Annotated in this window: 15 protein-coding genes; 9 read left to right on the plus strand and 6 right to left on the minus strand. The window is 51.2% G+C overall.

Going from position 1 to position 18,826, the window contains the following annotated elements; all coding sequences use genetic code 11:
* Positions 1–202: 202 nt before the first annotated feature.
* Both ATI02_RS24435 and ATI02_RS24440 read right to left on the minus strand, forming a co-directional pair.
* Positions 203–718, minus strand: coding sequence for a BRO-N domain-containing protein (locus ATI02_RS24435; RefSeq protein WP_100847619.1), 516 nt, complete (start codon positions 716–718; stop codon positions 203–205).
* Positions 715–1,877 (minus strand): IS3 family transposase gene (locus ATI02_RS24440; RefSeq protein ID WP_095191983.1). Its coding sequence is split into 2 segments (ribosomal slippage): positions 715–1,622 and positions 1,622–1,877, totalling 1,164 coding nucleotides; the frame shifts between segments, so codons are not numbered across the junction. The genes ATI02_RS24435 and ATI02_RS24440 overlap by 4 nt, the downstream gene beginning before the upstream one ends.
* Positions 1,878–2,443: 566 nt before the next feature.
* Here ATI02_RS24440 and ATI02_RS24445 point away from each other — a divergent pair.
* Positions 2,444–4,645 carry an ATP-binding protein gene (locus tag ATI02_RS24445; protein ID WP_100847620.1) on the plus strand — a complete coding sequence of 734 codons (2,202 nt, stop codon included), beginning with the start codon at positions 2,444–2,446 and terminating at the stop codon, positions 4,643–4,645.
* Positions 4,646–4,656: 11 nt separating this feature from the next.
* A complete protein-coding gene (locus tag ATI02_RS24450) occupies positions 4,657–5,721 on the plus strand; it encodes a histidine kinase (protein ID WP_202864010.1) in 1,065 nt (354 codons plus the stop codon).
* Between the two features lie 92 nt (positions 5,722–5,813).
* Here the strand turns inward: ATI02_RS24450 and ATI02_RS24455 are convergent, their stop codons facing one another.
* The gene (locus ATI02_RS24455) at positions 5,814–6,248 is read right to left on the minus strand and encodes a very short patch repair endonuclease (protein WP_100847622.1); all 435 of its coding nucleotides are present in this window, start codon (positions 6,246–6,248) and stop codon (positions 5,814–5,816) included.
* Between the two features lie 21 nt (positions 6,249–6,269).
* Here ATI02_RS24455 and ATI02_RS24460 point away from each other — a divergent pair, with 21 nt between their 5' ends.
* From ATI02_RS24460 to ATI02_RS24470, 3 genes are read left to right on the plus strand one after another with little or no spacing between them, the layout of a single operon-like run.
* Entirely contained in the window at positions 6,270–7,862 is a 1,593-nt protein-coding gene (locus ATI02_RS24460; RefSeq protein WP_238156204.1) for a DNA cytosine methyltransferase, read from the plus strand.
* 57 nt (positions 7,863–7,919) lie between these two features.
* Entirely contained in the window at positions 7,920–8,504 is a 585-nt protein-coding gene (locus ATI02_RS24465; RefSeq protein ID WP_100847623.1) for a hypothetical protein, read from the plus strand.
* Positions 8,504–9,571 carry a DUF262 domain-containing protein gene (locus tag ATI02_RS24470; RefSeq protein WP_100847624.1) on the plus strand — a complete coding sequence of 356 codons (1,068 nt, stop codon included), beginning with the start codon at positions 8,504–8,506 and terminating at the stop codon, positions 9,569–9,571. Before ATI02_RS24465 ends, ATI02_RS24470 begins: the two co-directional genes overlap by 1 nt.
* A gap of 63 nt (positions 9,572–9,634) precedes the next feature.
* On the opposite strand, the gene ATI02_RS24475 is transcribed toward ATI02_RS24470, so the two are convergent.
* Together ATI02_RS24475 and ATI02_RS24480 are read right to left on the minus strand one after the other, a co-directional pair.
* Positions 9,635–10,885 carry a ribonucleotide-diphosphate reductase subunit beta gene (locus ATI02_RS24475; protein ID WP_095191667.1) on the minus strand — a complete coding sequence of 417 codons (1,251 nt, stop codon included), beginning with the start codon at positions 10,883–10,885 and terminating at the stop codon, positions 9,635–9,637.
* Positions 10,886–11,438: 553 nt separating this feature from the next.
* Positions 11,439–11,699 (minus strand): DUF2790 domain-containing protein, encoded by a 261-nt coding sequence (locus tag ATI02_RS24480; protein ID WP_003227290.1) that lies wholly within the window; start codon positions 11,697–11,699, stop codon positions 11,439–11,441.
* Between the two features lie 417 nt (positions 11,700–12,116).
* On the opposite strand from ATI02_RS24480, the gene acs reads away from it, so the two are divergent.
* Positions 12,117–14,072, plus strand: a complete 1,956-nt coding sequence (gene acs / locus ATI02_RS24485; protein ID WP_100847625.1) for an acetate--CoA ligase — start codon at positions 12,117–12,119, stop codon at positions 14,070–14,072.
* A 672-nt stretch (positions 14,073–14,744) separates the two neighbouring features.
* On the opposite strand, the gene ATI02_RS24490 is transcribed toward acs, so the two are convergent.
* Entirely contained in the window at positions 14,745–15,992 is a 1,248-nt protein-coding gene (locus ATI02_RS24490; protein ID WP_095191982.1) for an IS256 family transposase, read from the minus strand.
* A gap of 584 nt (positions 15,993–16,576) precedes the next feature.
* Here ATI02_RS24490 and ATI02_RS24495 point away from each other — a divergent pair.
* The 3 genes from ATI02_RS24495 to ATI02_RS24505 all read left to right on the plus strand — a co-directional run bounded on the left by ATI02_RS24495 (position 16,577) and on the right by ATI02_RS24505 (position 18,826).
* Positions 16,577–17,350 carry an L-arginine-binding protein AotJ gene (locus ATI02_RS24495; RefSeq protein ID WP_100847626.1) on the plus strand — a complete coding sequence of 258 codons (774 nt, stop codon included), beginning with the start codon at positions 16,577–16,579 and terminating at the stop codon, positions 17,348–17,350.
* Between the two features lie 91 nt (positions 17,351–17,441).
* Complete coding sequence (locus ATI02_RS24500) at positions 17,442–18,131, plus strand: ABC transporter permease (protein ID WP_007912702.1); 690 nt, start codon at positions 17,442–17,444, stop codon at positions 18,129–18,131.
* On the plus strand, positions 18,128–18,826 hold the full coding sequence (locus tag ATI02_RS24505; RefSeq protein WP_100847627.1) for an ABC transporter permease: 699 nt from the start codon (positions 18,128–18,130) through the stop codon (positions 18,824–18,826). Before ATI02_RS24500 ends, ATI02_RS24505 begins: the two co-directional genes overlap by 4 nt.

Raw genomic sequence — 18,826 nt, forward strand, 5'->3', positions numbered from 1 at the left:
AGAAGCCGGGCGACGTTAACGAAGGTGATGCATTGAGGCTGTAGGACGGGTCTTGGATCAGGTTAGGAATTGTCGCTGTTGGATTTTGGGGGCCGCGCAGGTCTCTGGGGGAGCGGCAGGCTTCGCCTGTCTGGTCGACATCATCAACTCGTTACCACAAAAAATCCGCTGCTTAAAAATCAAACAGCGGACTCTGAAAACATCAGCATCTACGCAGCAATCGTGAAGCCTTACGCCACCAAGACTCATGACGATTGAACGGATCATCCGCCAACAAACAAGGCATATCCCGCAACCGAATCCACGGCTCATCCTGCCAGTGCAGCGTGCTCAACGACATCTGCGGCCAGCTCAAAACACTCAACGTCGGTCGCTCAACCGAGCGCGTCGCACGAGCGTCACGCAGCGCAGGCACAACCTGATGCGTCAGCCATTCACGAAGCTGTCGATACTCAGGGCAGTAGTGATAGATCAGCAGGGCGTACACGCCAGACTCACTCACCATCCATTGTTCTTCGGTTTCGCCGAATATCTCCACGCACATCATCTGCCGCTGATCAGCGTCGAGTTTGCGCAACTGGCGCTCATCAAGATGTTTGCCCATCAACCGGCCCAGCTCCTGGACGCAGAACCACGCCTGGTTCTCAACCAAAAGGGCGTGCAGGTGGGTTTTGTTGCGGGTGAAACGAGTCGGAAGAAGTGGTTCTGTAGTGGTCAACTAATCCCGGACACGACGTTAAGTTTTTTCTCGGCCTGAGCTGGGGCCAGTCCGTTGTTGAATTGGTGCGGTCTAATCCAGTTGTACCGATGCATCAGGTAATGACTGATGTCGCGGTGCGCTTCTTGAGCTGTCATGTAGCCCACGGTCGGTATCCATTCAGTTTTCAAGCTGCGAAACACACGCTCCATCGGCGCGTTATCCCAGCAGTTTCCACGACGGCTCATGCTTTGGCGCATGCGGTAACGCCAGAGCCGTTGGCGAAACTGGCGACTGCCATATTGCGAGCCCTGATCCGAGTGAAACAGAAGCCCTTGAGGCCTGCCACGCTGTTCGTAAGCCATGTCCAACGCCTTGATGACCAGATCCGCATCCGGCTTGTTCGACAGCGCCCAGCCCACCACTCGGCGCGCGTAAAGATCCATAACGACAGCCAGGTAATGCCATTTCCCTTGAGCCCAGATGTAGGTGATGTCGCCACACCAGACCTGATTCGGCGCCGGCACATCAAACTCTCGATTCAATATGTTCGGAATGTCAGGCCGCTCAACCGTCGCTTGTTTGTAGGCATGTGATCCAGGTTGTTTACTGACCAACTCCAGTTCCCGCATCAGGCCTCGCACCTTGAACCGCCCAATTTGCTCGCCGTCTTCCTGCATCATCGACACGATGCTGCGGCTACCGGCGGCGCTTCGACTTTGCGTAAACAGTTCGTTAACCCGGCTGCGCAACCGAAGCCGCTCAACGTCTGGAGTTCGGCGCCTGAGACGATGGGCGTAGTAACACGAACGAGTGACGTCAAAGACTGCGCAAAGCCAATCAACCGGCTCTTGGGGGCTCAGTTGATCAATCAGCGCGTGCGCTCGTGCTCTTCCGACATCAAGAGCGCGGTAGCCTTTTTTAAAATGGATTTCTCCCGCTCAAGTCGAGCGATTCGAGCTTCCAATTCCTGGATTTTCTGTTGCTCTGGCGTCAGCGCTTTACTCTGCGGAGTAACGCCAGTGCGCTCCTGCTGAAGCTGATTAACCCAGCGGCGCAACGCGGACTCAACCACACCAAGCGAGCGGCTGGCTTCGATATGGCTATAGCCTTGATCGAGCACGAGGCCTGCGGCCTCGCGTTTGAATTCAGCGGAAAAAGAACGACGTTGTTTGGTCATCAGACACCTCTATCTGGCGAGCATTCTCGCCTAAATGGGTGTCCGGTTTCATTAGACCACTACATTCAGACATGACATGCCTCCTGACCTGGAAGCACGGGATTCGAACGGCGGCTACAGCAATTCACCTTCATCATGAAGGTTGGATAGTCAGGCATTTCCATTTACCTCTGGCTGCTTTCTTAGGGCATTCGTTAGGGTGTCGGGAGTTAAGAAACCCACCAGAGACGGGCCGGACATATTCCCCTTTCGGGTCTTGTATTCGCCCACTCCCGACATAACGGGATTTTTCGCAGGCGTAGAGAAACCGCAGACGAAAAAAAGCCGCATGACTGTCGGGTGCGGAGGACCGCTCTGGTTTGTAGAGTTTCTTAGGCTCGGAGCTGAGGTTAGCCTTAGAAAAAAAGGGGGTCAAGCATACGGTCCCTGACTAGACCATTACTGTTGTTGCTTCGGCGTTTTGCAATGATGGCACTTGATGTACATTGTCAGACGACACCAAACTGATGGTTAGCCGGCGAGGCTAAACGTTGCATGGCTTATGTAACGGTTCATAGGGAGTGAAGATGGCAAAGCTAAGGCCCAGAGCAAGGATCGTACGAACAATTGGAGACCAATTAATAAGCGGCCCAGAAGCAGCTCTGATTGAATTGGTGAAAAATGCTTTCGACGCTGATTCTCCTTCCGTGCATATCAAGATAGCTCCGCCGGAGGATGGCAAAGGAAACGATGACGAGGGATCGATTACGGTCGTGGATGCTGGGCACGGTATGAGTGCGGCTGATCTCCTAGATAAGTGGTTTGAACCAGCCACCAGTGACAAGGTTACTAGGAAGTCAAGCCCCGAAAAAAAACGAACCATGCTAGGTGCCAAAGGAGTTGGTCGATTTGCAACGGCGCGATTGGGCAAGAAGCTACATCTAAAAACTAAAAGCATCGACTCGAATGGTTCATTAGAAGTAAGTGAAATAGTTGTTGATTGGGACTTGTTTGATAAGACTCTTTATCTTGATCAAGTTGATATTGATATTTCTACTAGGCTTGGAAGTAAGGATGAGTGTCCAGGTGTTACTCTGGAAATCACCGGGCTTCGGGATCTATGGACAAAAAAGCAACTTGAGTTACTTGTGAGGGAGTTGCGGCGCCTGGCTTCACCAATAAAGGCTCGCGAAGATGAATTTAAGATATATCTGGATATAAGCTCATTTAAAAAAGACGTTCATGGATTTGACGGGCAAACTATTGTTGCTGGAGCTCTAGAAGGAGTGGAAGGCGTCGAAGATGAATCGTTTGATCCGCAAGAAATAAAGCCATTCGCGATTGACAAAATATTCCACTATATGGTTGAGGGGCAATTTGATAGCGATGGTGGGTTCGCAGGATACTTTATAAATCAGAGAGGTGATGGTGTTCGGCAAGAAATAAAAATTTCAGCGACGGAGCCAACTTCCGAAGAATCTAAGTGTGGTGCGGTCTCGTTGCGGTTAAATATATACGATCGCGAGAGTGAGGCGGTAGTTGAACTATTTGAAAAGCTAGGGCTGGGGGGGATTGGGCGCCTAGATGCAAAACGAGTATTAGATGAGAATATAGGGATTGGTATATATCGTGGCGGTTTTCGCATCAGACCATATGGCGATGCCGAATCGGACTGGCTAGAGCTAGAACGGATGCGTGTTCAAAATCCTTCTAAAAAGCTGGGTTTGAACCAAGTCTGGGGATTGGTCGAAATAAAGGATGAAAAAGAGTCTGGCTTAGTAGAGAGAAGTAGTCGGGAGGGGTTGGAGCACAATGGAGCATTTCTACGACTGAAGCGACTCGTAGCTGAGCTGTTAACTCATATTGAAGCAATGCGCCAAGACTTTAGGCAGGCTGCTGGCTTAAGTAGGAAGTCCGCAACTGATACGGAGTCAGTTCGCAGCAAAGCTAACTTGAGTGCGACTACCCGTGCTGTCGCAACTCTTCCTGCCCAGTACAGAAATAAAATAGAGCGGGCAATGAAAGCTGATAGCTTAGCTTTGAAAACGTCTATTGCAGAACTAGAGACTTACCAGCAAGCGCTTTCCTCTAGATCAACACTTGGGCTTGTTGTTGCACAGATACTGCATGACGGCAGACGCTTTCTATCGGATATCGCCACGCGATCTAAGCGATTGTCTGACGGCGCACCTCGGCTGAGAGAAGAATCCAAGTTTGGTGATCATTTTCGCTCTGTTTTTGGAAAAGAGGCTTATTCCATACATCATTCTTCCGGACAGTTAAGTAAGTTGTTCAAAGCTCTCGATCCGATATCAGGAAAGAGAAGAGGTCGAAGTCAGATTTTTAAAGTAACTTCTGTATTGGATCGGTGTATTAGTTTTTTTAGCGACAGCATTGCTGAAGCATCAATCGCGCTCGAGATGCCGGACGAAGAACTACACCCTCATGTAATCGGCTTTGAATCAGACTTGATGGCAGCGCTGATAAATATTATAGATAATGCAATCCATTGGTTAAGTGTTAGTCCTGAGCATCCGAGGCAGCTGGCTTTTTCTGTAAGTATGTCTAAGAAGTATGTGAGAATTGCTGTTTCGAATAACGGCCCTCTGATTGCAGATCGCTTTCATGGGAATTTATTTCATCCAGGATTCTCCCTCAAGACAGAGGGGTCGGGTATTGGGTTGGCTATCGCTAGGGAAGCAATGAGAGCAAGCAAAGGAGATGTCGCATTTGATCCTCTAGCAGATCAAACGACTTTTGTAATTGAAATGCAGAGAGCTTCTATATAATGAATTCACCAGTGATTACTTTAAAAATTTTAATTGTAGAAGATGAAGATTCAAAGCTGGTGGAATGGCAAGATGCGATAGATTCGCATAATGCAGACTCTGAAGCTAAAGGGTTCTCTATTGATTTTCTAGCTTCTAAAACAGTTACTGGTGCTAAAGAACTGTTAGATCTCCACCGGTTTGATGCGGCAGTGGTTGATTTACGCTTGCAGACTGAGGTCGGTGTTGCTGCAAATAACAGTGACGGGAACATATTTGTACGTCACCTGATAAGCGCATTGCCAATGGGGGTCGCGGTATATACCGGTCAGCGTGTAGATGCTGATGTAGGTAGCTATGGTAGCCCTCAGGTTGAAGTTATGGATAAGGGGGACGGTTTTGATCAGGTTTTTAATTGGCTGACGAATAACAAAGATGTATTCTTAAAGTTGCGTGGGGTTAAAGCGACGTATAATAGAGAAACCGCGAAGATCTTCTATAAGTCAATTTGGCCTCGCTGGCAGCACTGGACATCAGATTTATCCCAAGATCTAACAGAAGTAGTAGCAAGGCACGTAATTGCACACGTGCATGATGCGCTCTTGGTTGCTGGTGGAGATTCGACTCATCCTGAAGAGACATATTTCGTTCCTCCTATGAAAGAGCGTTTGGATACTGGAGATTTGGTTGATTTCGAGGGGCGGAAGTGGATAGTGGTTTCTCCTCGATGCGATTTAGCGAATCAAGGAAAAGTAAAAACTATTCTCATGGCTGCCTTGGAAGATATATCGGGAAAGTGGGGAGTGTTAATAGCTGCTAATTCAAATACTTCTCGAGATAAAGTTAAAAAGCTCATTCAGCATGATGGATCTTTAAAGCAACATTTTTTGTTGCCGATGCGCGACGTTTTTTCAGTGCCGCAGGGGCCTTGGATGGTTCAGTTTGATGATATCTGTGCGTTGCCTTCAGAGAGGGCTTTAGTCGAGTTAGTTCCATTAAGATTTGCGTCATTATCACCTATGTTTGTGCCGTCATTAGTTGAGCGTTTCGGGGGGTATTTTAGTCGGATAGGCACGCCCGGGTTTTCAAGCGAGTAAGCAAGTATGGGTAAAGAATGATGCATTCATTATGGGTGCATTGTTCTATGTTTCTAAAATGCGTATGGGGTGAGTGTGGGGTGAGTGTGAGGTTATGGCCAGGACTGGTAATGTATTTCCATATTAGGTATCACCGCAATTAGCCATTCTAAATTCAATGATTTGTCTCTCGTGCCACATTCCCATATGTCAAGCACTCGCCAGCCATTTCTAAGTAAAGTGTTTCTATTTTTGATATCTCGAGTTATATTGTCTAAGAATTTTTTTGACCAGAATTCTTTTCTGGTTGCAGGTGTTGAGCTTAACCTGCATCGTGGATGTCGGTGCCAGAAGCACCCATTTACAAATATGCAAAGACGATACCGCTTTATGACGATATCGGGTTTTCCAGGAATGCCTGCTTGATGGAGTCTGTACCGAAAGCCGTGCGAGTATATAAATTTTCTTACTTTGATTTCTGGCGAAGTATTTTTATTTTTTATGTTGGCCATAAATTTCGATCTAGTCGCAGTGCTAACGATATCCATGATTAACTCCTAAGTTGGTTTATGAGTAGTAAGATCTTTGAAGGTAATATGAAGTCCCCGAATCCAATTCAAATTGTAGATCTTTTTGCGGGGCCGGGAGGCCTAGGTGAAGGCTTTTCGTCTTTTTACGAAGGGCGACGCTTCAATATTATTGTTTCAGCGGAGGCGGATCCGGTCGCAAGAGAGACCCTTAGGCTACGAGCATTTTATCGACTTCTAAGAAATAAAAAATCACCTGCTTTAAAGGACTATTATGACTTCTGTAATGGTTACTCTCCACAGCCATGGACCTCTGCTAGCGAAGGTGAGTGGGAAAAGGCTGGAGAGGAAGCGAAGTGTATTACGTTAGGCACCAAAGCGGGAGATGACGAACTTGATAATATTCTTGATTTTAAGCTAGACGAGAGTCGACCTTGGGTGCTTATAGGTGGTCCACCTTGTCAGGCATATTCTCTGGCGGGAAGATCAAGAAATAAGAGTAAAGCAAACTATACTCCTGAGGGAGATCATCGCCATTTTTTGTATAAAGAGTATTTGAGAATAATTCAGGAACGTCAGCCTACGGTTTTCGTTATGGAGAATGTGAAAGGTATACTTTCTTCGAAAATTGACGGTGAGAGTATTTTTCAGAAAATTCTGCAAGATCTCTCAGATCCCGATAAGGCTTTAGGTGTTTCTCGTTCAGGTAAGAAGTATAGGATTTGTTCTTTTGTCAGTGATAGCGCCGCAGGGGCGGGTGTCGGTTACGAGATTGATCCTCGCGAATATATAATACGAGCGGAAAAATACGGTATTCCTCAAGCTAGGCATCGAGTTATTCTACTTGGTATCGCTGTTGATAGTAATGAGGATGTGCCAGCTTATACGAAGCTTGAAAACTTTTTTGAACCCCTAAGCGTTCGTGACGTTATTAAAGATCTTCCGAAGATTAGAAGCCGGCTTACGAAGCAATCTGATAGTGATAATGTCTGGCGAAGCGTAGTTTTAAGAGAGTTGGATCAGCTCATAGCTAGTGTAGATGCAAAGAGAAATGAAAGTTTGTCTTTGGAATTAGGCGTAGTGCGTAGTACTTTAATTAACGGTGAATTGAACGTGGGGGCGTTGCGTTTTCCCGATTATAATCCAGATGCCAGTAGCCCGTTAGGGGGTTGGTTTCATGATGATGCGTTAGAGCGATGGTTAAACCATGACGCGCGTGGTCATATGACTTCTGATCTTCGTCGGTATATATACGCAGCGTCTTTTGCAAAGGTTAATGGCTACTCCCCAAAAGGTCATTTGGAATTTAATTTACCAGGTCTGGCCCCGGCGCATAAAAATTGGGAGTCTGGAAAGTTTAGTGACCGTTTCAGGGTTCAGTGTGCCCAATTTCCCTCCACGACAATAACCAGTCATATCTCTAAAGATGGCCATTATTTTATCCACTACGATCCCGCTCAATGCCGAAGCTTGAGTGTTCGGGAAGCTGCCCGTCTACAAACATTCCCAGATAACTATTTTTTTCAGGGGAATCGGTCCCAGCAGTATCACCAAGTAGGTAACGCGGTTCCTCCTCTGCTTGCTTATAAAATAGCTTCTGTGGTCTCTGAGGTTTTAAATGGGGTCGGGGTGTAAGAGCTGATCTTAACTTTCTACCTGTTTTTTGATGATGTTGAACTTTGAGCGATTTTAATGGATTACTTAAAGGCTATAAAGATAGGTAAGGATGCGAACACTCCTTATAATGAAATTGCGCGAAAAATTTTTTTGACATTTCCCACTCATGCATTTATAGGAAATGAGGAGCATCAATATTCCGTCTATAATGAGATATCTAAATTTTTTGATGTTCCAATTAGCTCTGTTCACGTTGCAGGATCGGCAAAAATAGGTAAAAGCATTCATAAGGGGCGTGATTTCGAACCCGGTATTTCGGATTTAGACATCGCTATTATTGATGTTCGCTTGTTTTTAAAGTATATGGAATATGTTTGTAAGGTTTCAAAGAATTACACAGATTTAACTAGGTTTCCTATGGTGGGGATTACTTCTACTTGTGAGTCTTACTTGAAGTACTTATCAAAAGGGATTTTTCGACCTGATTTGATGGTTAATGGAGAAAAGCGGGCGGAAATTAATAATTTTTTTGGCGTTTTGTCTTCGAAGTATAGTGGTCTTTTCAGTTCTATAAATGCTGCTGTATATATGTCTGAAGCGTTTTTTGAGAATAAGCAAAGATCTGTTATAACGAATGTTGTTAAAAGTGGGGTTTACTGATGGTTGAGTATAGAGTGCGATCAGTTTCGCTTTTGAATTTGGTGAATGATATTAAGGCGGGGCGTTTGATCCCTGATGCTTATTTTCAAAGAAACCTGGTCTGGCGAGATGTTCATAAAAAGGATTTTATAAAAACTATTCTTCTGGGATTTCCATTTCCGCAAATTTTCATATCGAAAGGTAAAGTTGATGTTGAGACTATGTCTACAGTTTCATGCATAGTCGATGGGCAGCAGAGAAGCGATGCAATAGTAAATTTTATTGCGGATAAGCTCGAAGTTGAAGGCGCTAAATATAGCGATCTTCCTGAAAAACAGAAGTCTGAATTTCTGAAATATGAAATCGCGGTAATTGAACTTGATCTGGAGAATGATGATCCAAAAGTTCAAGAGATATTTCAACGTATCAATCGCACTTCGAACTCACTAACGTCTATTGAGAAATTAGCTTCGCAATACTCTACATCGGATTTTATGTTAGTGGCGAAGTTTCTTTCTGATCACATTTCTTTGGACAGAAAAGAGGAGGATGACTTTCGAGAGGATCCTAATGTTCCAGAGGAGTTCTATTTGTGGGCCAATTCGAAAAACATTAAAAATTTTTCTAAGTTGGTTAATGAGAAGGGTGTATTTAATAGTCATGAAATAGCGCGAAAAACAAACTTGATGCACGTTTTGAATATCATTTCTGCAGTGATTGGTGGATTTTCAAATCGAAATGAGAAAGCGATCCAGCATCTAGATGATTACGCTACGTCATTCAAGGAGCGAGATGTAGTCGTCGATGCTTTAGAGAGAGCGGCTGACTTTATCCTGAAAGTTGGTTTTAGAGGGAAGTCGTATTGGTTGAATAAAGCTAATTTCTTTTCCCTGATTATTGCCGTCGTGTCACTTCAGGAGCAAGGCAATATTTTAGATCCCTCTAAGGTAAAATTGATTCTCGATTCTTTCGAACGTACTCTTCCTGAGGATTATAAGTTGGCGGCGACTGAGGCAGTTAATAGCACTAGAGCGCGCCAATTAAGAAATAAGTATCTGATCGATCAGTTGAGTCGTGGTCTTAAGTGAGTTTTGTTTTGGCTAAACATATAAAAAAGGCCTCTATCGAGGCCTTTTTCGCGGGTGGAAGTATTAATCCCAGCTAAGCGCCCCACCAGTTTGGTATTCGATCACGCGAGTCTCAAAGAAATTCTTCTCTTTCTTCAAGTCCATAATCTCGCTCATCCAAGGGAACGGGTTAGTCGTCCCTGGGTACTCTTCTTTCAAACCAATCTGCGACAAACGACGGTTAGCGATGAACTTCAGGTAGTCCTCCATCATCGCCGCGTTCATACCCAACACCCCGCGAGGCATGGTGTCGCGGGCGTATTCGATTTCCAGCTGCGTACCCTGCAGGATCATCTGGGTCGCTTCTTCCTTCATTTCGGCATCCCACAGGTGTGGGTTTTCGATTTTGATCTGGTTGATCACGTCGATGCCGAAGTTCAGGTGCATGGATTCGTCGCGCAGGATGTATTGGAACTGCTCGGCGACGCCGGTCATTTTGTTGCGGCGGCCCATGGAGAGGATCTGGGTGAAGCCGCAGTAGAAGAAGATGCCTTCCAGAACGCAGTAGTAGGCGATCAGGTTGCGCAGCAACTCTTTGTCGGTTTCGACGGTGCCGGTTTCGAACTTCGGATCGGAGATCGAACGGGTGTATTTCAGGCCCCAGGTGGCTTTTTTCGCGACCGATGGGATCTCGTGGTACATGTTGAAGATCTCGCCTTCATCCATGGCCAGCGATTCGATGCAGTACTGGTAGGCGTGGGTGTGGATCGCCTCTTCGAAGGCCTGGCGCAGGATGTACTGGCGGCATTCCGGGTTGGTGATCAGGCGGTACACGGCCAGCACCAGGTTGTTGGCAACCAGGGAGTCGGCGGTGGAGAAGAAGCCGAGGTTGCGCATGACGATGCGGCGCTCGTCGTCGGTCAGGCCTTCCGGGTTTTTCCAGAGGGCGATGTCGGCGGTCATGTTGACTTCTTGCGGCATCCAGTGGTTTGCGCAACCGTCCAGGTACTTCTGCCAGGCCCAGTCGTACTTGAAGGGTACGAGTTGGTTGAGGTCGGCGCGGCAGTTGATCATGCGCTTTTCGTCAACCGCGACACGGGCGGAGGCGCCTTCGAGTTCGGCGAGGCCTTCGGCGACGTCGAGGGAGTTCAGTGCAGCCTTGGCGCGGGCCACGGCGGCCGAGTCGTCGGCGGTGACGGCGCGGGCTTCCAGCGCTGCGGCGCCGCCAGCGTTGTCGAGGCGGTCCATGTTGGCTTCAGTAGCGTGGCCGGCGTTGGCGCCTTTCACTGCTGCTACTTCACTGTCTTCTTTGTCGAATTCGTCCCAGCTCAGCATGACGTGTCGTCTCCTGCGTGAGGGCCTGTCGCCCCGTGTGAAACCTGATTGGTTGGTTTTTCACACGGTCGTACAGACCGCGTTGGATCTTAAGGAATCGTTTTTTGCAGCAGCTAAGGCAGGCAATAAAACAGAATTTTGTTCGGGGTTCCGAGAGCCTCTGACGGGCGCAGCTCGCGTTGAACGCTGCTGCGGGGCTTCAGATGGGCTGTTCATCCCTGTAAGGGAATATTGCTGTCCCGATTAGGGCGGCATTATAGGGAAAAAAAACGGGCTGTGCTGAGGCGAATCCGCGCATGGAGCGGTCGGGGAGTGTGGTTTTTCAGTGAGAGCGTGGGTTTACAGGGCTTTGCCGGGGATAGATTTTTTTTCGCAGAAATTTCGTATTTGTGGATTTGCTCAAAAAATGAACAAAAAATCGGCTTTTTCACTACATCTAGTGTTTTGCAAGCATTTTTGACGGCTTCAGACACAACTGAGCCCGACCGAAGTCGGGCTGGAATCGACCCTCAATGTTGCGCTGAGAGATCCAATTCGGTGCAGTCTGAACGCATCAATTGGTGCAGCCGTTGCCCATGACGCTGTAACGCAGGATGTGACGCTGGCCCTTCGAGTCGTCGTATTCCATTTTCATCGGAACCACTTCGCAGACGTTTGGCACTTCGCTCATCGATACAACGTTGGCGATGTCCAGGTGAGTCGAGTAAGTGTATTCCTCGATGGCCGGTTGTTGCTGTGCGACATCAGTCGGGACCTCATCTGCCATGGCGGTTGCGCACAGACTGCTGAGGGCCAGAACCAATAAAGCTTTCATTTCAAATTTACCTTTTTGAGGTCGAGTGGGGTCACGCAACCTTTTTGGGGTTGCGTGTGGAACTTCAGTGCTTTGTTTCATTACTTGGAGAGCTGGATTAACGGCCTTCGTGGGGGCTGTATCGTTGTTAATCGCTTTGCCTTGTCGGCGAGGTGAATTTTAGGGAGGTGGGGTGGGGGTAAACAGAGCGGGTTTTGATAAACACCTTTGGCAGATTTGGTAACAATCGCCGGAAGATCAAAAGATCGCAGCCTTCGGCAGCTCCTACAAGGGCCGTGGGGCGTGGGGTTGAGGGTTTTGGCTCGGTAACGCCACGACTTGTAGGGGCTTGTTACTACCATCGTCGAATGGTTCTATGGGGCCGCTCCGGCTACAACGGGGTCATACAAAAACAACTATTACACCGAGGTAGGAAAGATGAGTGCGGCTTCTCTGTATCCCGTTCGTCCCGAGGTTCTGGCTAACACGCTGACTGACGAGGCGACCTACAAAGCCATGTACCAGCAGTCGGTCGTCAACCCTGACGGTTTCTGGCGCGAGCAGGCCAAGCGTCTCGACTGGATCAAGCCTTTCACCACGGTGAAACAGACGTCGTTCGACGATCACCACGTCGACATCAAGTGGTTTGCCGATGGCACCTTGAACGTTTCCTACAATTGCCTCGACCGCCATCTGGCCGAGCGCGGCGATCAGGTCGCGATCATCTGGGAAGGCGACGATCCTTCCGAAAGCCGCAACATCACCTACCGCGAACTGCACGAGCAAGTGTGCAAACTCGCCAACGCCCTGCGTGGTCAGGACGTACACCGCGGCGACGTGGTGACCATTTATATGCCGATGATTCCCGAAGCCGTGGTCGCCATGCTGGCCTGCACCCGGATCGGCGCGATTCACTCGGTGGTATTCGGTGGTTTCTCGCCGGAAGCCCTGGCCGGTCGCATCATCGACTGCAAATCGAAAGTGGTGATTACCGCTGACGAAGGCATTCGTGCCGGCAAGAAGATTCCACTCAAGGCCAACGTCGACGACGCGCTGACCAATCCGGAAACCAGCAGCATCCAGAAAGTCATCGTGTGCAAGCGCACCGGTGGTGACATCAAGTGGAACCAGCATCGCGACATCTGGTACGAAGACCTGATGAAAGTGGCGGGCACCGTCTGCGCGCCGAAAGAGATGGGCGCTGAAGAAGCGCTGTTCATCCTTTATACCTCCGGCTCCACCGGCAAGCCGAAGGGCGTGCAGCACACCACTGGCGGTTATCTGTTGTATGCGGCGATGACCCACGAGCGTGTGTTCGACTACCGTCCGGGCGAAGTTTACTGGTGCACCGCCGACGTTGGCTGGGTCACCGGCCACAGTTATATCGTCTACGGCCCGCTGGCCAATGGCGCGACCACGCTGCTGTTCGAAGGCGTGCCGAACTATCCGGACATCACCCGGGTGGCGAAGATCGTCGACAAGCACAAGGTCAACATCCTCTACACCGCGCCGACCGCGATCCGCGCGATGATGGCCTCGGGTCAGGCCGCTGTTGAAGGCGCGGATGGCAGCAGCCTGCGTCTGCTCGGTTCGGTCGGTGAGCCGATCAACCCGGAAGCGTGGGATTGGTATTACAAGAATGTCGGCAAGTCGCGTTGCCCGATTGTTGATACCTGGTGGCAGACCGAAACCGGCGGCAACATGATGAGCCCGCTGCCGGGCGCTCACGCGCTGAAGCCGGGTTCGGCGGCACGGCCATTCTTCGGTGTGGTGCCGGCGCTGGTCGACAACCTCGGTAACATTATTGAGGGCGAGGCTGAAGGCAATCTGGTGATTCTCGATTCGTGGCCAGGTCAGGCGCGCACGCTGTATGGCGACCATGACCGTTTTGTTGATACCTACTTCAAGACCTTCCGTGGCATGTACTTCACTGGTGACGGTGCGCGGCGTGATGCCGATGGTTACTACTGGATCACCGGGCGTGTGGATGACGTGCTCAACGTGTCTGGCCACCGCATGGGTACGGCCGAGATCGAAAGCGCGATGGTTGCGCATCCGAAAGTCGCTGAGGCGGCGGTGGTCGGTGTGCCGCATGACATCAAGGGGCAGGGCATTTATGTCTATGTCACGCTGAAGAATGGCGAGGAGGCGAGCGAGCAACTGCGTCTGGAGCTGAAGAACTGGGTGCGCAAAGAGATCGGGCCGATTGCTTCGCCGGACGTGATCCAGTGGGCGCCGGGGCTGCCGAAGACCCGTTCGGGCAAGATCATGCGCCGCATTCTGCGCAAGATTGCTACGGCTGAGTACGACGGGTTGGGCGATATTTCGACTCTGGCGGATCCGGGTGTGGTGCAGCATTTGATTGATACGCACAAGACCATGAATGTGGCTTAAGCATTCGGTCTGATGCATTGAAAAGCCCCGTCCGGTGTTTGCCGGGCGGGGCTTTTTTATGTCTGGAGGTTTTGGGGTGGCTGGGCTGGCCCCTTCGCGAGCAAGCCCGCTCCCACAGTTGGAATGAGTTCCAGCCGTTGGGGTGGGGGGGGCTGTGAGTATTGGTTCGATTTATGTGGTGGCTGGGCTGGCCCCTTCGCGAGCAAGCCCGCTCCCACAGTTGGAATGAGTTCCAGCCGTTGGGGTGGGGGGGCTGTGAGTATTGGTTCGATTTATGTGGTGGCTGGGCTGGCCCCTTCGCGAGCAAGCCCGCTCCCACAGTTGGAATGAGTTCCAGCCGTTGGGGTGGGGGCGTCTGTGAGTATTGGTTCGGTTTATGGGGTGGCTGGTTTGGCCTCTTCGCGAGCAGGCCCGCTCCCACAGTTGGAATGAGTTCCAGCCGTTGGGGTGGGGGTGTCTGTGAGTAGTGGTTCGGTTTATGTGGTGGCTCGGCTGGCCTCTTCGCGAGCAGGCTCGCTCCCACAGGTAGATGGCAGTCCAGCTGTAGGAATACATTCCAATGGTGGGAGCGGGCTTGCTCGCGAAGGCAATTTGTCAGGCGCTGGTGTAGTCGAGAGTGTCAGATTTTTTGTGTGCGGGCCGGTAATGGCCTGCCGTCAGGCAGGCCGGGTTTTACCAGGTCGGCCTGATAAATCGATCTCCGTACAGAATCGCAAATTGGTTCATCGCACTCTTCCAGTCATGAGCCGCCGAGCCCCAGTTTGCCGTGATGTTACGCAGCCCAAGCCAGATCAGCTTGGTCGCTGCGTCATCCGTCGGGAAGTGGCCCCGGGTCTTGATGATCTTGCGTAGCTGAGCGTTGATGCTTTCGATAGCGTTGGTCGTATAGATCACTTTTCGAATGGCAGGCGGGAAGACAAAAAATGGAATCACTCGATCCCAGGCTCGTCTCCAGGCCGCCACCACCGTTGGGTATTGCTTACCCCAAGGGCCATTTTCAAAGGCATCCAGTGCTTCCTCAGCCGCTTCTGCGTTGATGGCTTGATAGATCGGTTTTAGCGCCTTGGCCAGCTCACGGCGCTTGTCCCACGCCGCGTAATCGAGGCTGTTGCGGATCAAGTGGACGATGCATGTTTGCAGCGTTGTTGCCGGAAATACTGCGCTTAGCGCCTCTGGCATGCCTTTGAGACCGTCAGTCACGGCGATCAGCACGTCCTCTACGCCGCGGGTCTTGAGGTCGTTGAAGACCTTCATCCAGAACTTCGCACCCTCGGTGTTTTCGATCCAGATACCAAGAATATCGCGCGTTCCATCGGGTAAAACACCCAGCGCCAAGTAAATCGCCTTGTTGCGGACAAGGCCTTCTTCTCGGATCTTGACCCGCAGCGCATCGAAGAAAATGACTGGGTACATCGGCTCAAGCGGTCGCTGTTGCCACGCACCAATTTCCTCCATCACCTCGTGCGTGACTGAGCTGATGAAGTCATGGGAAACGTCCGTCCCGTATTGCTCAGAGAGGAAAGCGCGGATTTCTCGAACGGTCATGCCTCGGGCATACATGGCGATGATCTTGTCATCAAAACCGGTGTAACGCCGCTCATGCTTGGGGATCAGAATGGGGGCAAAACTGCCATCCCGATCACGGGGAATCTCCAGCCGCAGCGGGCCATCCCCCGTCAAAATCGTCTTGCCCGTTTTGCCATTGCGCTGGTTGGTTTCATCCTCTGGGCGCTGCGCGCCCGGCGGATACCCCAGGTGGTGACCGAGCTCGGCACTCAATGCTCGCTCAATCAAGGCCTTCTTGAAGGCCGCAGAAGCGTCTTCAATAGCCTCTGCGGTAATCAGCCCCTCACCGAACTCTTCGAGCAGCTCCTTGGGGATTTTTGGTAGGTCACGCAGGGGTTTCTTTTTGGTTGGCATACATGCACCTCTTACTCATGTTATGCCCGAACACAAAATTTCTGACACCCCCGTGTAGTCCCGGCCAGAAACCGAAACCACCCAGCCAATAATTATCGATTTGCGCCGTAAGACATTTCCCGCTGTTACCCGCCCTCATTCCCGTAACCATATGTGTAACCACCCGCGCCAAATCGGGGCAAAGGGGAACGCATCGCCCCGTTTTAGAGCCTCAAAACCCCGGGTGAAAAATAAGACACAACGCTGCGCTTGCCGGATTAGAAGGGTTTGCGAATAATAGGCCCGCAATTTGCAGCATAGATCGGTTCACAATCTTTCGCTCTTGCATGAATTTGCAAGGCTGTCAATGCGCTAAAGTCGCTTTCTCTGTGCATCTGTAATTAGTTGTCGCATTGAAGAAATATCGGCTTCTGGCCTGTCGTTAGAATGCCGGTCACTGGCTCATCGTGGCTGACGTTGAAACCCCTGACGGTTTCAATGGGAAATTTCCCACCGATGCAGCAACCGATTTTCCGATTCACCCATTCGCATATTGGGCTGTTGCTCACTCTGCCGTTTTTGCCCTTTACCGATGGAGTCCCAAGATGAAGAAACTTGTGCTGCTTGGCGCCCTGGCACTGTCCGTGCTGTCGCTGAATTCCTTCGCTGATGAAAAACCTCTGAAGATCGGTATCGAAGCGGCTTACCCTCCGTTCGCCTCGAAAGCGCCGGATGGCAGCATCGTTGGTTTCGACTATGACATCGGCAACGCGCTGTGCGAGCAGATGCAGGTCAAGTGTGTGTGGGTCGAGCAAGAGTTCGACGGTCTGATCCCGGCACTGAAAGTGCGCAAGATCGACGCGATTCTGTCGTCCATGTCGATCACTGAAGATCGCAAGAAGTCCGTGGACTTCACCAACAAGTACTACAACACCCCGGCTCGTCTGGTCATGAAGGCCGGTACTCAGGTCAGCGAAGGTCTGGCTGAGCTCAAGGGCAAGAACATCGGCGTGCAACGTGGTTCGATCCACGAGCGCTTCGCCCGCGAAGTCCTGGCCCCGCTGGGTGCCGAGATCAAGCCATACGGTTCGCAGAACGAGATCTACCTCGACGTGGCCGCCGGTCGCCTCGACGGCACCGTGGCTGACGCGACCCTGCTGGATGACGGTTTCCTGAAAACCGACGCTGGCAAAGGTTTCGCCTTCGTTGGCCCGGCATTCACCGACGTCAAATACTTCGGCGACGGCGTAGGCATCGCAGTGCGCAAGGGCGACGCCCTGAAAGACAAGATCAACACCGCTATCACGGCTATCCGTGAAAACGGCAAATACAAAGCAATCCAGGACAAGTACTTCGCCTTCGATATCTACGGCAAGTAATACGTCTCTGCGACAAGTCCGAAATGGCGCAAGCAACAGGATCTCTGCGGTTTGCGCCATTTTTTCATCCCAACTTTCGAGGACCTGAATCATGTTGAAAGGCTACGGGGCTGTCATCCTCGATGGCGCATGGCTGACGCTTCAGCTCGCCTTGTCGTCCATGGCTCTGGCCATCGTTCTCGGGCTGATCGGTGTTGCGCTGCGCCTGTCGCCGGTGCGCTGGCTGGCCTGGCTGGGCGATCTGTATTCCACGGTGATCCGCGGGATTCCCGATCTGGTGCTGATCCTGCTGATCTTCTACGGCGGTCAGGACTTGCTCAACCGCGTGGCGCCGATGCTCGGCTATGACGACTACATCGACCTGAACCCGCTGGCCGCCGGTATCGGCACCCTCGGTTTCATCTTCGGTGCGTACCTGTCGGAAACCTTCCGGGGCGCGTTCATGGCGATCCCCAAAGGTCAGGCCGAGGCGGGCATGGCGTACGGCATGAGCAGTTTTCAGGTGTTCTTCCGGGTGATGGTGCCGCAGATGATTCGTCTGGCGATTCCCGGCTTCACCAACAACTGGCTGGTACTGACCAAGGCCACCGCGCTGATTTCCGTGGTCGGTCTGCAAGACATGATGTTCAAGGCCAAGCAGGCGGCAGACGCCACTCGCGAGCCTTTTACCTTCTTCCTCGCAGTGGCGGCGATGTACCTGGTGATTACCAGCGTGTCGTTGCTGATCCTGCGTCAACTTGAGAAGCGCTACTCGGTAGGCGTAAGGGCGGCTGATCTATGATCTTCGACTACAACGTCATTTGGGAGGCCATGCCGCTGTACCTCGGCGGCCTGCTGACCACCCTCAAATTGCTCGCGCTGTCGCTGTTTTTCGGTCTGTTGGCGGCACTGCCGCTGGGCCTGATGCGCGTCTCGAAGAACCCGATCGTCAACGGCGCCGCGTGGCTGTACACCTACGTGATTCGCGGCACGCCGATGCTGGTTCAGCTGTTCCTGATCTACTACGGTCTGGCCCAGTTCGAAGCCGTGCGGGAAAGCTTCCTCTGGCCATGGTTGTCCAGCGCCACGTTCTGTGCGTGCCTGGCCTTCGCGGTCAACACCAGCGCCTACACCGCGGAAATCATCGCCGGCAGCCTCAAGGCCACGCCGAACGGTGAGATCGAAGCGGCCAAGGCCATGGGCATGTCGCGCTTCAAACTGTACAAGCGCATCCTGCTGCCATCGGCCCTGCGCCGGGCGCTGCCGCAGTACAGCAACGAAGTGATCATGATGCTGCAGACCACCAGTCTGGCGTCCATCGTCACCCTGATCGACATCACCGGCGCGGCGCGTACCGTCAACGCGCAGTTTTATCTGCCGTTCGAGGCTTACATCACCGCCGGCGTGTTCTACCTGTGTCTGACTTTCATTCTGGTGCGCCTGTTCAAGCTGGCCGAGCGACGCTGGTTGAGCTATCTGGCCCCAAGGAAGCATTGA

The sequence above is a fragment of the Pseudomonas baetica genome, assembly GCF_002813455.1.
GTDB lineage: Bacteria > Pseudomonadota > Gammaproteobacteria > Pseudomonadales > Pseudomonadaceae > Aquipseudomonas > Aquipseudomonas baetica.

Excerpts from the sequence above, each read along its gene's own strand:
- acs (WP_100847625.1), top strand. The coding sequence starts at position 12,117 with ATGAGTGCGGCTTCTCTGTATCCCGTTCGTCCCGAGGTTCTGGCTAAC.
- ATI02_RS24495 (WP_100847626.1), top strand. The coding sequence starts at position 16,577 with ATGAAGAAACTTGTGCTGCTTGGCGCCCTGGCACTGTCCGTGCTGTCG.
- ATI02_RS24505 (WP_100847627.1), top strand. The coding sequence starts at position 18,128 with ATGATCTTCGACTACAACGTCATTTGGGAGGCCATGCCGCTGTACCTC.
- ATI02_RS24455 (WP_100847622.1), bottom strand. The coding sequence starts at position 6,248 with ATGGATATCGTTAGCACTGCGACTAGATCGAAATTTATGGCCAACATA.
- ATI02_RS24470 (WP_100847624.1), top strand. The coding sequence starts at position 8,504 with ATGGTTGAGTATAGAGTGCGATCAGTTTCGCTTTTGAATTTGGTGAAT.
- ATI02_RS24475 (WP_095191667.1), bottom strand. The coding sequence starts at position 10,885 with ATGCTGAGCTGGGACGAATTCGACAAAGAAGACAGTGAAGTAGCAGCA.
- ATI02_RS24460 (WP_238156204.1), top strand. The coding sequence starts at position 6,270 with ATGAGTAGTAAGATCTTTGAAGGTAATATGAAGTCCCCGAATCCAATT.
- ATI02_RS24490 (WP_095191982.1), bottom strand. The coding sequence starts at position 15,992 with ATGCCAACCAAAAAGAAACCCCTGCGTGACCTACCAAAAATCCCCAAG.
- ATI02_RS24480 (WP_003227290.1), bottom strand. The coding sequence starts at position 11,699 with ATGAAAGCTTTATTGGTTCTGGCCCTCAGCAGTCTGTGCGCAACCGCC.
- ATI02_RS24445 (WP_100847620.1), top strand. The coding sequence starts at position 2,444 with ATGGCAAAGCTAAGGCCCAGAGCAAGGATCGTACGAACAATTGGAGAC.
- ATI02_RS24500 (WP_007912702.1), top strand. The coding sequence starts at position 17,442 with ATGTTGAAAGGCTACGGGGCTGTCATCCTCGATGGCGCATGGCTGACG.
- ATI02_RS24465 (WP_100847623.1), top strand. The coding sequence starts at position 7,920 with ATGGATTACTTAAAGGCTATAAAGATAGGTAAGGATGCGAACACTCCT.